Source organism: Bradyrhizobium iriomotense (assembly GCF_030160715.1).
GTDB classification, from domain to species: Bacteria; Pseudomonadota; Alphaproteobacteria; order Rhizobiales; family Xanthobacteraceae; genus Bradyrhizobium; species Bradyrhizobium iriomotense.
Genome location: NZ_BSOW01000041.1, coordinates 1 through 13,248 on the forward strand (window position 1 = coordinate 1; position 13,248 = coordinate 13,248).

Below are 13,248 nucleotides of genomic sequence, written 5' to 3' on the forward strand. Positions count from 1 at the left end.
GCTGCGCGGAGAATGCTCGGAACGCTGCGCGCGATCATTTCGGAACCCCGCGCGCCATCAACTCGGTACGGTGCGCGCGATGACCTCGGAATCGGCACGCGTGGGTCCCGTAGCGAACTCAGCGCTGCGGATCAATCTGCGGCAATAGAGGCGGGCGGTCCGCGTGACAACGCAGATCCCTTGTCCCCAACCCCTGGTCTAACGTTGCTTCGATTGGTACCGGACCGGGCCTTTGCTCAATGCTTGCTCGGTATCTCGGCCGCCGCCGCTTCCAGCCGACGAATGTCTAGGCGCGTAACGATCACATGCGCACGCGAGCTTCCATCGAAGCTAGCGAAATAGAATCGGCCTTCAGGATCCCATGCATCGTATCCTGTATGAGCGTTCAGGCTCTTAAGGGAAGGATCCAGGTCGGCGAAATCACACAGGGTTTTGGTGGTCGCTGTGCGCAGATCAAACGCGAACAGAGCGCCTGCCTTGCCATCTGATTGAAAACTGGTGCCGATGTAAGCTGTGTTTCCGTCAGGCGCGACATTGAACAACCAAACATAGGCTCGTTGTTGAAGGTCTAGTTGTCCAAGATACGACCAGGACGGACCATCGTCGTCGAACCTGTAAATGTGACCCTTGTCGTCCGAGAAGAAGCACCGCTTTTTGTCGTCGAGGCATTGCCCCATCTCGAGGGCCTGCGTGATCTGAAGGGGCCAATCCTTGCGCTCGCCGAAACCTGTTTCGGGGTCGTAGAAGAAAACGTGCGCGAAAACTGAGGGACTGTCCGGGGCGCTTGCCGTGAAATAGAGACGGCCCCGGCTATCTACCCACATGACCCGACCCGAATAGACGAAGTGCTGATCATAAGTCGCTGGCCTGCCCAAACGGGTTGTTCGGCCGCGGGACACGTCGTAGCGGAATATCTCGCCGGTGGGCACGCCTGCGGCATAAATCACGTTTCGCTGAGGGTCAGAGGCAAGCGTTACAACGTTGCCGTGGTCGACGGCTGTGCCGGCAGGTTCTGACGCGCTCAGATCGGCAAACCTGTTCTGCGCCGGATCATAGGCGTACCAGTGAAAGCCTCGTTCGTTGAGGTATCCGTCGTCGAGAGTTGAGCGGTTCATGGTGGCAACATAGATCTTGCCGTTGTGCCAGAGTGGGCGCGTGTGGAATTTCTGGGCGGTCTCGCCCGGCTGCCAGTTATTGGCTGCTTCCGATGCGGAACGGGCATCACCCACAAGCCGGAGCGCTCCCGTTTGCCAGTTGAGCTGATAAAGGGCCGAGTTCGTCTGGTGGTCCATCCCGCCTACGTAAATATCGCCGTTTAGTGCCGAGCCGGTCGCATGCCAGCTCTGGGTGGGCCTCAGTCCGTTGGGCGTGTCAGGCAAAGTCCAGAGCCAAACTCCGTCCAGTGCGCCTCGCCGGCCCGTGCTCTCGTTTGTTCCCGCTACGGAGGGCATTTGGCCGTAACCAGGAGAAGCGAAGCTGAATAGGACAGCCGCGAGGAGCGATACGAAAGATAGCTTGCCCATCGGAACTCCCGCTGTACCGTGCTGCCTCAAAGCGCATAGACCTTGTGCAGGTAAGCCCTTGCGATTGGCATTTGCCATCCAACGTCTGCCTGACGCGTGGACGCTTGGTAGAATCGATCAGCTCTACGGCAATCCAATGTCAGCGGCTGGTTCCGAGCACCCCCCTCGTTTTCAGCTGCGCAATGTCGAATGAACCAGCCTCAACGCCAAGGTCGAAATTCTGGGGTTTCCACGCCAGGAATCTGGACGGTTAAGCCTTCAGATCGCAAAGCGCGTTCCAGCTGCGAGCGGAAATCTAGTCGCACGGCGGAAAGACCTGCAACCAAATCGTCTCGATTTCTCCAGCCTGCCGACCTGAGTATCCTTACCGCGTCTCGAATGAGGCCCGTCCGCACAATGGAAACAAATTCTTTCCGGGCACTCTCCTGCAAGTCAGATGGAAGTACGTCATAGATTGCAAGTACGTAGGGGCTGCGAAGTGCAATCCAGCCTTCGTACGGAGCGAGCTTGTAAGACATGCGCAATTCATCGAGATGGTCGCTTATCTGGCCGCCCTGATTAATGGCGCTCCAGTATTCAATGAACCACAAGAGGCCGTCGGTCGGGACGCAGTTCAAGGCTCGCTTCACCGACGAACGGAGAGAGCTTAGGCGCTCATTGGCGAGGCGCGTGTCAAGCGAATCTACCGCCATTTCATAGAGGCGAAGGCGGATGATGGTCGCGGCCCGTATTTCGCGAGGGCTACAGATTGCCCGGTTTTCGGCGGTGGACAATGCGGCTTCAGAGACAGGATTACGCTTGAACGCCGTGCCCGAGAGAATCGCGTTAGCAATACTGTCGAGCTGCACTTCCTGCGTAGGGTTACGAAGAAAGAATGCAGCCCAGCCAGCAGAAAAGAGCGCGATCAATACGAGGGTTGACTTACCAACGGTGCTAACCATTGGCTTCCAAGCTAATCCACATACCCGTATCGTGAATAGTATCGGTTGCGGTAGTAGCCTCCGCTATGCGTATCGTAACGGCTCATGGCGGCGAGGTTCACCTTGTTGAGCACCGCGCCCATCAGGTGCTCACGAACCATTGGCGTTTCTCTTATCACTCGCTCGACGATGTCGACCTTCGATTTCGCCCATTCAATAACCAAAATGTACGAGTCGGCCAACGTACCTGTCGCGCGTACGTCGATAACCGGCGCCAATGGACTGAGGTCCAGGATGATGCGGTCATACTGCTCGCGCAGATCCTGAAAGAACTTTTGCATTTGCGCGGAGGCCAAGAGGTCGCTTGAGTTCGAGAACCGTGAGGTTACCACGCAAGGCAGGAAGTGCAGACTGGTCTGCGGATCGACCCAAAGCGCATCCTTTAGGTCGACCTTCCCGAACACGACGTCGATGAGTCCAACGTCTGCCGAACGACCAAGACGGTGGGTTAGACTTGGATTACGAATGTCGCCATCGATGAGAAGCGTGCGCAGTCCGCTCTGCGCCGTGGTTTGAGCCAAGGCCTCGCTCACCGTCGATTTCCCCTCGTTGGGAAGAGCTGAGGTGATCGCGACGACCTTGTGAGGGGAACCGTAGTTACTTAGGTCGGTCGCCAATTTGATCGAACGAAACGCTTCGGCGAACCGCGAAAATGGCGAATTGATCGCGAAGCGCCCAACGCTGTTGTCGATCGTAAGCTGCCGGTCGCCTAACCGGGGCAGCTGAGCCGGTCCCGCCTCCATGGCACGGCTCATTTGGCCGGCGGCAACGGTCGAACGAGAGTCCGGCCGCGAATTGGGCCTCCAACCGCTGGGGAATGGCAACCATCCTTTGAGGCGGCTCAGTGAGCCCTTTGGGGCCTCGTCTGCTCCGAAACTAACGATCGGGACAGAGGCGAGGCAGTTGGTCTGAAGCAGCCTTTCGACCTGGTGGACGGTCCTGAAGACGCGGTCGACCAGCTCAAGGAAGATCGCGACCAGACCCGCAAGGATGCAGCCACCGACGACGCCCGCCAAGAGAACCAAAACCGCCTTCGGCGCGGTCTTTGGCGACGACAGCTCCGCAGCCTGGGTGATAACCCTTGCCTCCGTAATCGGGAAGGATTGCTGCTGCACCGAGACCATATAGAGTTGCAGGAAATTATCGGATAGGGCGCGCGCGCTCTGGGCGTTGCTTTCTAGATCCTTGAGCACGATTTGCGCTTGGCTCGTATCATTCGATAAGGCGATTGTATCGTTAAGGCTCTTCTGGCTCGCCTCCTCGCGAGCGTTGGCGATCGCTAGGTCGCTCTTGTAGGCCTCAGCAGTCCGTCGGAGCTCGTCCAGAATGGAACGCCGGATCTCGCGCATCTGATTGCGCAGATTCACCACCGCGAGATGGGTAGGGCCGTAGCGATTGGACCAGTCCGACGCTTTAGCTGCGTAATCAAGATAGGTCTGGCGTAGCTTTGTGATGACCGGATTGGCCATAGTATCGTTGACGGTTGCCAGATCAGTCAAAATGACCTGAGAGTCGCTCTCGTCAGCATTGAGGATTGAGGTGATGCGCTGCAGCTTGGCCTGGGCTTCCGCGCGCTTTGCACGGGCCTCGGTGAGACCGCTATTGATCTCAGCGAGTTGCTGCTCAGTCAGCAGGCGACCGCCAGCGTCTACTATATTGTTCTTTGCCTTATAGTCGACCACGGAGCGCTCAGCTGTTGAGGCTTGAGCGCGGAGCTCCTTTAATCGGTCCTGCAACCAGACGGCGGCGCGGCGGGAAGCCTGGTATTTCGATTCGAGAGAATCAACAATGTAATTCTCAGCTATGGCGTTCGCGATCCGCGCTGCCAATTCGCGGGACGTCGATTGGTAGGCAATTTCGATGACGTAGCTCAAGCCGATACGTTTGATCGTAAGACCAGCTTGCACACGCCCGATGGCGCCTCGCATCAACTCGAGATCGGAAGGCTTCTCTTCTGGAAAGAAACCGGAAAAAAGCTGAGACAGGCTACTCAACAGGCCGTCGTCAGCGCGCATAAATTCCGGGGAATCCAACAGGTGCAGGTCCTTGATGACCGCTGCGGCGATCGTCTCGGACTTCAGGACTTCGACCTGACTGTCGACCATTGCGGAGTCGATGGGGTTGTCGCCCGCCCCCGGTGCCCCCTGAGTCTGAAGCCCCTGCATCTTCCGGCTGTCGATCATCAGCACGGCAGTGCCGGTGTAGCGCTTGGTGGCGGACAGCAGATAGCTGCCTGCCAGGGCTAGGCAAAGCAGCACGGTGACGATCATCACCGGATACTGCCTGCTGATCAGGCCAAAGGCGTCGGCAACGGTCTGCTGCAAAGACGGCTGTTCAACGCCCTGGATCGGCGGTGCGGAAGACGATGGAATTCTTGTCTGAAGCATCCGGCCCGTCTAACTGAACTGGTTGCGCGGCGGCTATTCAAAACACAGCGATCATCCGCACGCCGACGAATCGGATGTCCTAATCAATAACGCCTCGGCCTCAAAAGCCCGAAGGCATCAGCACGAGCCGGAGACGGTGCAGACGATGGTCGTTGTCGTGGTTGATCCGCCTGTCGAGCTCGCACTACCCACGCTTGAACTGAAATAGTTCGTAGGGTTGTTGGATACGCTATTCGAGGCGAAGGTCTGGAACGAGGAAGATCCAAAGAAGCTACCGGTCGTTGCGGAGGTCTGACCGCCGACGCCTCCGGAGGACCCGGTAGCGGCGCCTGAGAGAGCTACGCTTCGGGTGGGATCATTACCGGTAATCGCTGCATATTGCGCGTTAGCGTCAGGGGAGCCCGTCGCGCCGAGGTCGCCCTGAATCTCCAACGAAAACGTGAGATCGGTCGTTTTGCATACATTAGCGGCTTTCCCCAGACCCGTGCCAATCGCCTTTTGAAGCACCGAGCTGGAAGGTCCCTTGTTAGTCAGATCCTTCAAGATGGTGAGGATTGCGGGGAGCGCCTGAGGGTAGGAAGCAACAAAGGTCTGTACGTCAGCGGCAACTTCCTCCGGGCTGCGAGGTCCGTTTGGACCCTCCAACAAAGAAGAAGGGCTTGTCGTGAAAGCCGCCGCCTTCTGAGCGGTGTCGGGATCGCTAACACAGGCGGCGAAGCTGGCCGTGGATAGGAAAATGGCGAGGGCGCAGGCCGCCGCTGAAAGCATCAGCTTCGACGATAACAGGCGTCCGGGTGTCCTCATGGGTCCTAACCTCTTCCAACGTCTAATCCGGTGTTTTTAATAGAAAATTAGGTCAATGTACAGCGGCCGAAGTAGCGGCGGACGGCTTAGGTTAACGTAGGTTAACGTCCTTTGGCGGAGAACGATTGGGCCATTCCCATGCCCAAAATGGGGCCGATTGCGAGGGCAAAACCGGGAATCTGTAGCGGAAAATCGACCTGAGAATGGGCAATGGCCAAGACGCCGATCCAAAAGGCGCTGGTTGGCAGCATCGCATCACGGTCGCGGCCCAACATTCCTCGGCCCAGTATCGCCAACATAGCGATCCACCCGATGCCCATTATGAGCATGAATGGAAGCCCCATTTCGGCGGCCAGCTCAAGGGTGGTGTTGTGTGCCTGCTCCCAGACACCGTACGACGGAACATCGCCGCTTCGGTAGGATGGGAAAATCCATCGAAACGTACCCAAACCCGACCCAAGCCAAGGATAGCTCTTAATGATTTCAACGGTCGAGGTGTAGGTTTCCCAGCGACCCACATCGAAGAAACCTTGGAGGCCAAATCGTTGATTGACGCGCGGAGCGAAAATCGAGATAGCAACTAACACAAATGCAACGGCTCCAAACGGAGAGATCCAGAGAAGCCGCCGCCTTTGCAACCTTCTCCGGAAATGAGTTCCGATAGCTCCAGCTAAGCACAACAACGCCAGCACAGAGCCGGCACGTGATCCCGTGAGCATGGTTGCGGTGAGCATCACAAAACAGGCCAGCAAATAGAAAATCTTCCGCGGCGACGCGGCGTGCAGGCGAGATCTGATCAGTTCCCACCACAGAATGGGCGCGTCATTAGAGCGATGTCCGCTGAATCGTGTTGCGAAAAGTACCCATCCTAAGGTCATCGCTCCAAAGTAGGATGCTGCAACGTTCGGATTGATAAACGTCGCCGTCAGCGAACTTAGATAGTTATATTTCTGGTGCCATAGAAAATAGTTCGGCCAGAACACGAGCGCGACAAGCCCATAGATCGCATAAGCTAAGCCCGATCCCAGGAAGCAGATTAAGAGCATCTGTGCAGCGAGCCGGTCTCGGCCGACAAGATAGCCACACAGGATCGATAAGAAGAACGCGATCTGCGATCCGGCAGAGAAAAAGGCTTGGTTGCGGGCTACGGAAACAGAGCCGTCCAGCTGTTCTGCCAGGATAGCTGAAGCCTCATCCCAAATTACAGCTGTCAAATGTCGGGACACCGGAGTTGTCCAGCCCAATTGCTCACTTATGACCACAATCCAAGCCAGCGAAATTGCCGTGAAGCCACATAGGAAAGCGATGTCCCGAGGGCCAAGCGCTTGTAGCGCAGCGAGGAAGAGAACCACCGAAAGCAGAGATACCCAAGCGGCCACGATACGCGTATCCATGGAGCCGAAGGGAAGCGGCGCCAACGCAATCAATACGCACAAACCGGATGTGGCTAGGAGCGCAGAATAGGCCGGCCGTCCTGCGCCAGGAGCGCTTACTGCATCGCTTGTAAAGCGAACATCAACTCTAGCATTGATCAGGGTGCCTCGACCGGGATCAAGACGCTCCATCAATCGAAGTCCTTTAGCCTCGATTCCCGCTTCCATTCGGCAAGAGAGCTTTCCAAATCATACGAGAACCTAAACCCGCTGGCGACAAGACGCTTAGGCAGGATGTTGGTGGAAAACCACAGTTTTCGTACTCGATCTCGATTGATGCCGGTCTTCATACCGAACGTCTGCAGGACCTCAAATGGAAGCGCCGCCATATTCATTAGCCAAATCGGAATGACAAACTGTGGCTGGTGATAGCCAGCCACGCGCGAGAACGTCGAGCAGATCTCGCTGATCGTATATCTGTGCTCGAAGCTGAAATTGTAAATGGAAGTGCCTTCATTGCGGGCTGACATGAAGATCATCGATGTTACGAGGTCTCTCACGTAGCCGCACGATTTGATCGTATCCGTTCGACCGGGATAGATAAACGCTCGCCGTTCCATCATTCGTGACAGGCGCGTAAAGTTTCCTCGTTCGTAAGGGCCGTAAATCACGGCCGGACGAACGATGGTAAGCTTCCGGTCTGGAGCCTCCGCCTGCCAGAGCAAGTGTATCTTTTCGGCCGCGAGCTTGGAGCGTCCATAAGCGCTCACAGGGGCTGGCTTGGCCTCCTCGTCGAGCGCAGCTTCGCTTGGTCCATAGATCGAGATCGAGCTCGTGAAGACCAGGTTCTTGCTTCCTGTCTCGTTTGCAAATCGGCAAACATTCACAGCTCCCAAGACGTTCGTGTAGTAATAGTCGCCATCTGGATGACCAGGCGTTACATGAACTGCAGCCAGATTGAAGATGTCGGCTGGACTTCCGTTGGCGATATTCGGATCGATCGATTCGCGCACATCGTGAAATAGATATTCGACTCCGGCGATATTTGCCCTCGGCGGACCAATGTCCACCGAGACGACTCTCTCATACTTTCGAGAAGCCACGAGATCGGCAGCGAGGTGAGTTCCGACGAAGCCCGCGCCGCCGAAAATAATGACTTGGGTAGGATTAGACATCGGTCAGGGCTCTACTCGACTCAGGTTGGTTGCCTCATTGCGATAAGTCTCTTTCAGGATATTGTAATTGAATGCGCGGGTTAAATCGATTGGCTGCTGGATCGCGCGGCGCTGCGACAGTTGTGATTGCAGAGTTCGAATTCGTGTAGAATCCATTTCGCCAAATCTTGCCCCAAAGGGGCGCAAAAGGCTGCGTTGTGAATCCATGAGGCGAGCGACCAACGAAAACGGCAGCGGTGTACCTACAGAATTCGCTATAATCGGAATTGTCCGATCAAGGTCCGCGTACGCTGCGCTCCAACCGCCGGCGATGGCCATCAAGAATTTCTCAAGTCTGTTCGGTTGGGCAAGGGTTCGCTCCTGAGCGAAGAAGATCGGCCCTGGGGCGTGAACTCCAAAGGCTTCCGGACGAAGTATCTTATTTTCAACGTTCAGGCGCTCCAACTCAAGGCCGTCGACATCGTGACGACCAAGAAGAACATCTATCTTTCGATCCAAAAGATCCTGCAGCGGCGTATTGCTTTCCAACAAGAGGAGCTTGCTTTGGGCCAAAGAATTTCTGCTGACAAAATCGCTGAGAATCGCCGTGAATTCGGGATTGGGGTTGTATCCAATTCGTTTGCCTTCGAGGTCTAGCGGCGTCAGCAGCTTGGTCTCGGGCAGCGCATAGAATTCTGCGGGGTTCACTGCATAAAATCCTGCAAAAGCCACAATCGGGAGTCCTCCCGAGCGGGCTTTCAAGAATCCCGCAGTCGAGGCGATACCTATCGTGTTTTCGTCGGCCACGACCGCGGCTATCGCGTCATCGTCGTCTAAGCCTGCCACCAAGCGAACGCGCAGGCCTGCTTGTGCAAATAGGCCGTCGCAGGCTGCAATAATCATCCCGGCGGCTGAAACCGACAACGGCGTGCTTAGCTTGACTGTGTATTCAGCAAAACTTGCCTCGGGTTTTGGCCCCTGGCTTCGGGTTGGTTTCGGGCCGAAGAGGACATAGGCTATTGTACAGGCAACGAACAGCCCGGCGAGGAGGCGCAAACCATAGTGAGATTTTCGGGCGTTTCGCTGGGCTCTTGTCATCTCGGGCACTAATAAACTATTCTGGGTACCAATGAATTATGTCGGCGAACGCTCTCGAGGCGCTCGGGCAGGGCGTTGCTCGGACGAAAGAAAGCCAGGGCGCTTCGGATCAGAATAGCTCACGAAACTCGTAACGAAAATAGGTCGAGCCTGACGCGATCCCTAGTGTCCTTTGGAGCCTCTGATAACCTGCTAAAGGCACGATGATGCAATCGGAGCTTCCAGCATAGCAAACCTGGACTCGGATAGACTGGCCGCAGATGTTCTCGACAAGTACGATCTGGTCGATGATTTTCGGATTGATGGTCTGTGGACGAGCTGAGGGGTGCACAGAGATACAGAGCCTGCCGTCGGGGGTCTTGTGATTTCCTGCAAACGTACCATTCATCGGCAGGAACGGATTGGCAGGCCGACCGGATCCGCCGGTGCCGCCGTACATGGGGGCGGAGGATCTTCCATACCCGGAGACTTGAGCATGAACGGGTGGAATCCAAATGGGCACAATGACCATCAGGCAGCAAACAAAACGGTCGATTCGGGCGCTCTTCAGCGCGAGGGAGTCACGTGTCATTGCAATACCCAAATGCTGTCTAAGACCGATCAGGGAGCTCCTCGGTCTGCAATATCTCGATCAATCCAAAGCCCGAGACATGATGAAAGGAAACCCTTTGGCCGTCGAATAGCACCGCCGGAGTTGGTGGGCTGACCATTACGATATCGACGCCTGCGGCCTCCAGCTCACCAAGCGCGTCTTCAGCATTGGGACACGTATAGCATAAGTGGTAAATCATCGACCCCGTTTTGCTTATGAGCTTGTCAATCGGGGAGGGGCCGTCACCGGGCCAGATCACTTCGACATCGGGCATCGTTGGATGATGGCGCATCGCGAGATTGACCCGCTGGAGCGGGTCAAAGACCTGATTGCCAGCCGTATATCCAAGCAATGCCAGGTAGCGAAATGCCTCTTCAGGGGAGGCGACCGCAAGGCCCAGATGATGAAAGGCAAAGTTGCCGAAATCGAGTGCGGGGGGGCTTGCGGAATTGGACACTTCAATATCTCACGTCGTCTTCTTGCCGATCAGTTCGACGAATTCCCCGACGTTCTTCAGGTTGCCGATTTCGGATGCGGAGAACTTTATTCCAAAAGCCTTCGAGACCGCGAGAACGAGACGAATGTGGGAGAGGCTATCCCAACCGTCTACGTCATCGGCCGTCGTTTCAGGCTCGAGCCCAAGATCATCCTCATCGAAGACCTCGCGAAATACCGTTGAAAGCTTAGAGTAGATTTGCGCTTGATCCATCATCGCACCTCGTTTTCGTTCTCCGAATAGCTTTCCTGCTACTCACTGATGAGTTTCGGCCTTGAATTGATCGGAGCCGCGTAGAGAAACACGAGCCTGTTCGGGGCTTGTCCGACATACGAATGGATTCAAGACATTTGCCAGTCGATCCGACCAAACGTCCGCCAAATGCCGCTTGGCATGAACTTCGTCGGAATAATCTTGCTCTTTGCTCAGATCGCTCATCGACATCGAGACGAAACTCCGTTGCCCATCGAATTGGCGGGAGACATCCGTGAATGCTTGTTCATAACTCCGCTGAAATGGGCTTGCGTCCCGATGCCAGGCCGGAATGGGAAGGTCAATCAGCACGACCCGTTCTCCCGAACGAAGCAACGTTTCAATGGTGTTCTTGAGCACTTCGACCTGACCGAGGGAAATTTCGTTCCTCTTTCCCATGGCTTCATTCCAATAGTCGAGAGCTTTCTTCTTGTCTTGCTCTGACATCCCGGCGGCCTCGCGTTCAGCCTCGTTACGCTGAGCGGACTTGCGACCGGTCAGCAGCAGATTGACGCCTGCTCTGGCTTCGCGGGCCATCTTCTCGATCACCAGAATGGGACGAATTGCCAAAACGCCAGCATCCAACCAACTTGCTGGAAGGAGCGCGGCAGGGCCTTCCAGTGTGCGCCTATAAAATCCGTAGCGATACTTCTCAAGATCGATATCGGTTTCTCCGCGATTGCGATCAGGGTCGGCATACTTCACGTCCGAGTCGACGAACATTCCGAACCAAACGCCGATTACGAAGGTGTTCGAGGGTCGATCGGCTTGACTTTGGACCTCGTGCACCATGTCTATGATCTGTTTCGCTTCCGAGATGTTGGCGCCGCCAACGGCGAGATTGCTCACCTTCGCGCAGGCCAATTTTGACTGAATAGTCTTTTGTATGAAGCCAACTCCCGTGTTTGATGCGCCTACCAGAATAGCCTTTTCAGCCGGGCTATTAAGAACGCTCCGTCCCAGGAACACGTATTTGGGAACGGTCATGTAGAGTGTCTGCTCGGCATTCTGAAAATCGCGCTGCCCCTCGCTTGCTGAGTCAGGGAACATGAGGAAAGAAAGCGCGCCGAGCGTAGCGTAAAGAAAGGCAAATGACACAAAGGTCAGCGCGGCCTGTCGTAGGATGTGTTTCAAGTCAGAAGGCCTTGTAGACGAAATCGGGAGATTTGTGCAGCAGTGTCGTGATCACGACGATTGCCATCATCTTGCTCGCCAGGGAAAGGTTCCGGCCAATCAGGCTGTCACGGATCGACAATAGGAAAGTCGGCGTAGTCAGGTGCGGGACGATGCGGTCGGTGACGAACCAGAACAGCGCGAATGCGCCGCCGATGGCAAGGAACGGGCCCAGTATCCCGGTCAATCCAAGCCTTCCGATCAAGCGGTCGAAGTCCGACAGCTCAGGTACCCATAGGCAGGTCAACGCCAGCACGAAATAGGCGATGGTTATGCCGCGAGAAAAATAGATATAGGCGGTCCGGTCGGTTAGCGCCCGGTAGCGCTTCTTGCCGAGGCGCCCGGTCCAAGCAACCTGCCAGAGTTTGTTCACGCTCGCGCCTGCGCCCATCAAGAGTCCGTAGATCACAAATACCGCGGTGGTACCGTGCCAAACTCCCATGACGAGGAAGGTCACAAAGAACGCGAGCACGCCCAAATAGGCCGTTAATGCGGGCGCTGGAAACCACGACATCAGGAGCATGACAAGCGGATTGAAGAGATAGAACTTGAACCACTGCGACAATGTCATGTGCCAGCGTTGCCAAAACTCCAGGAAGGTGCGGGCGGAGAACGGCCGGTCGAAGTTTTCCGGCAGCTCCTGCCCCAGCAGAATCCCGCTGCCGATGACGATGTCCATGTAGCCGGAGAAATTGTAATAGAGATAAACGGTGTAGAGCGAGGCGGCTGCAGCATAGAGCCCGTAAAGCTTCAGCACGGGCAAATCGGCTGCCTGGAGGAGCTGGGGCTTCAGGAACGAAAAGCCGTATTCGGCCGTGGCCGCAACGATGACAAACTTCACGTAGCCCGTGATGATCCGCGCGAAGGCGTCGTAAACCTTGGCTGAATCGAGGTCGAATGCCGCCACGCCATCAGTGGCCCGAAAGTCCTGATAGCGCTGGATCGGGCCTGAGACGAAGCAGAGAAAGTTGCAGGTGTATCGGAAGAAGGCGAGCGGGCCGATTCTTTCGCTGAGGTCACCCGAGCGCACATCCACCATCATGTGCAATATCCGGAACAGGATGTAGGACAGACCGATCATCAGATAGGGAAACGGAAGATGACCCAGGTCTTCGAAGAAAGAGAAGCGCTTCAGAAAGACGTAACAAACCAGCACGCTCAAGACGCCCAGCCCCAAGGCGACCGCTGCTTTCCAGACTTCAAGAACCCTTACGCAGACATAGCCCAGGAGAAGAAACCCCAGCAGGGGCAGCGCTTGGATGATGTCAGTCAGATAGCTGCCGATGAAGAAGGCATTGGCCAGTCCGAGTACCGTTCGCCGGTAAGGAACGGACGCACTGATGTTGTAGGCAACGACTACGGCTGCGAGAAACGCAAAGAAAAGAGGGGATGTGAGACTCATTGCTTGGGGGCCCG

General features: G+C 56.0%; 12 protein-coding genes. All 12 read right to left on the minus strand.

The window, feature by feature from the left end:
• Positions 1–236 precede the first annotated feature (236 nt).
• Positions 237–1,523, minus strand: coding sequence for an NHL repeat-containing protein (locus QQL28_RS38745; RefSeq protein WP_284274126.1), 1,287 nt, complete (start codon positions 1,521–1,523; stop codon positions 237–239).
• A 200-nt stretch (positions 1,524–1,723) separates the two neighbouring features.
• Positions 1,724–2,464, minus strand: a complete 741-nt coding sequence (locus QQL28_RS38750) for a hypothetical protein (RefSeq protein ID WP_284274127.1) — start codon at positions 2,462–2,464, stop codon at positions 1,724–1,726.
• An 11-nt stretch (positions 2,465–2,475) separates the two neighbouring features.
• Entirely contained in the window at positions 2,476–4,890 is a 2,415-nt protein-coding gene (locus QQL28_RS38755; RefSeq protein WP_284274128.1) for a polysaccharide biosynthesis tyrosine autokinase, read from the minus strand.
• Between the two features lie 117 nt (positions 4,891–5,007).
• Positions 5,008–5,694 carry a hypothetical protein gene (locus QQL28_RS38760; RefSeq protein ID WP_284274130.1) on the minus strand — a complete coding sequence of 229 codons (687 nt, stop codon included), beginning with the start codon at positions 5,692–5,694 and terminating at the stop codon, positions 5,008–5,010.
• Positions 5,695–5,795: 101 nt separating this feature from the next.
• The gene (locus QQL28_RS38765) at positions 5,796–7,259 is read right to left on the minus strand and encodes an O-antigen ligase family protein (RefSeq protein ID WP_284274132.1); all 1,464 of its coding nucleotides are present in this window, start codon (positions 7,257–7,259) and stop codon (positions 5,796–5,798) included.
• Positions 7,259–8,242: an NAD-dependent epimerase/dehydratase family protein gene (locus tag QQL28_RS38770; RefSeq protein WP_284274134.1), complete on the minus strand. Its 984-nt coding sequence runs from the start codon at positions 8,240–8,242 to the stop codon at positions 7,259–7,261. The genes QQL28_RS38765 and QQL28_RS38770 overlap by 1 nt, the downstream gene beginning before the upstream one ends.
• A gap of 3 nt (positions 8,243–8,245) precedes the next feature.
• Complete coding sequence (locus tag QQL28_RS38775) at positions 8,246–9,319, minus strand: ABC transporter substrate-binding protein (protein WP_284274136.1); 1,074 nt, start codon at positions 9,317–9,319, stop codon at positions 8,246–8,248.
• Positions 9,320–9,428: 109 nt separating this feature from the next.
• Positions 9,429–9,890, minus strand: a complete 462-nt coding sequence (locus QQL28_RS38780) for a hypothetical protein (RefSeq protein ID WP_284274138.1) — start codon at positions 9,888–9,890, stop codon at positions 9,429–9,431.
• Positions 9,891–9,909: 19 nt separating this feature from the next.
• On the minus strand, positions 9,910–10,368 hold the full coding sequence (locus tag QQL28_RS38785; protein ID WP_284274139.1) for a VOC family protein: 459 nt from the start codon (positions 10,366–10,368) through the stop codon (positions 9,910–9,912).
• Between the two features lie 9 nt (positions 10,369–10,377).
• A complete protein-coding gene (locus tag QQL28_RS38790) occupies positions 10,378–10,623 on the minus strand; it encodes an acyl carrier protein (RefSeq protein ID WP_284274142.1) in 246 nt (81 codons plus the stop codon).
• Between the two features lie 39 nt (positions 10,624–10,662).
• Positions 10,663–11,793 carry a hypothetical protein gene (locus tag QQL28_RS38795; protein ID WP_284274144.1) on the minus strand — a complete coding sequence of 377 codons (1,131 nt, stop codon included), beginning with the start codon at positions 11,791–11,793 and terminating at the stop codon, positions 10,663–10,665.
• Between the two features lies 1 nt (position 11,794).
• A complete protein-coding gene (locus QQL28_RS38800; protein ID WP_284274146.1) occupies positions 11,795–13,234 on the minus strand; it encodes an MBOAT family O-acyltransferase in 1,440 nt (479 codons plus the stop codon).
• Between the last annotated feature and the right edge of the window lie 14 nt (positions 13,235–13,248).

Bases quoted from the DNA above. Each gene is read 5' to 3' on its own strand.
- QQL28_RS38775 (WP_284274136.1), bottom strand. From the start codon at position 9,319: ATGACAAGAGCCCAGCGAAACGCCCGAAAATCTCACTATGGTTTGCGC.
- QQL28_RS38770 (WP_284274134.1), bottom strand. From the start codon at position 8,242: ATGTCTAATCCTACCCAAGTCATTATTTTCGGCGGCGCGGGCTTCGTC.
- QQL28_RS38745 (WP_284274126.1), bottom strand. From the start codon at position 1,523: ATGGGCAAGCTATCTTTCGTATCGCTCCTCGCGGCTGTCCTATTCAGC.
- QQL28_RS38755 (WP_284274128.1), bottom strand. From the start codon at position 4,890: ATGCTTCAGACAAGAATTCCATCGTCTTCCGCACCGCCGATCCAGGGC.
- QQL28_RS38760 (WP_284274130.1), bottom strand. From the start codon at position 5,694: ATGAGGACACCCGGACGCCTGTTATCGTCGAAGCTGATGCTTTCAGCG.
- QQL28_RS38790 (WP_284274142.1), bottom strand. From the start codon at position 10,623: ATGATGGATCAAGCGCAAATCTACTCTAAGCTTTCAACGGTATTTCGC.
- QQL28_RS38765 (WP_284274132.1), bottom strand. From the start codon at position 7,259: ATGGAGCGTCTTGATCCCGGTCGAGGCACCCTGATCAATGCTAGAGTT.
- QQL28_RS38750 (WP_284274127.1), bottom strand. From the start codon at position 2,464: ATGGTTAGCACCGTTGGTAAGTCAACCCTCGTATTGATCGCGCTCTTT.
- QQL28_RS38780 (WP_284274138.1), bottom strand. From the start codon at position 9,890: ATGACACGTGACTCCCTCGCGCTGAAGAGCGCCCGAATCGACCGTTTT.
- QQL28_RS38800 (WP_284274146.1), bottom strand. From the start codon at position 13,234: ATGAGTCTCACATCCCCTCTTTTCTTTGCGTTTCTCGCAGCCGTAGTC.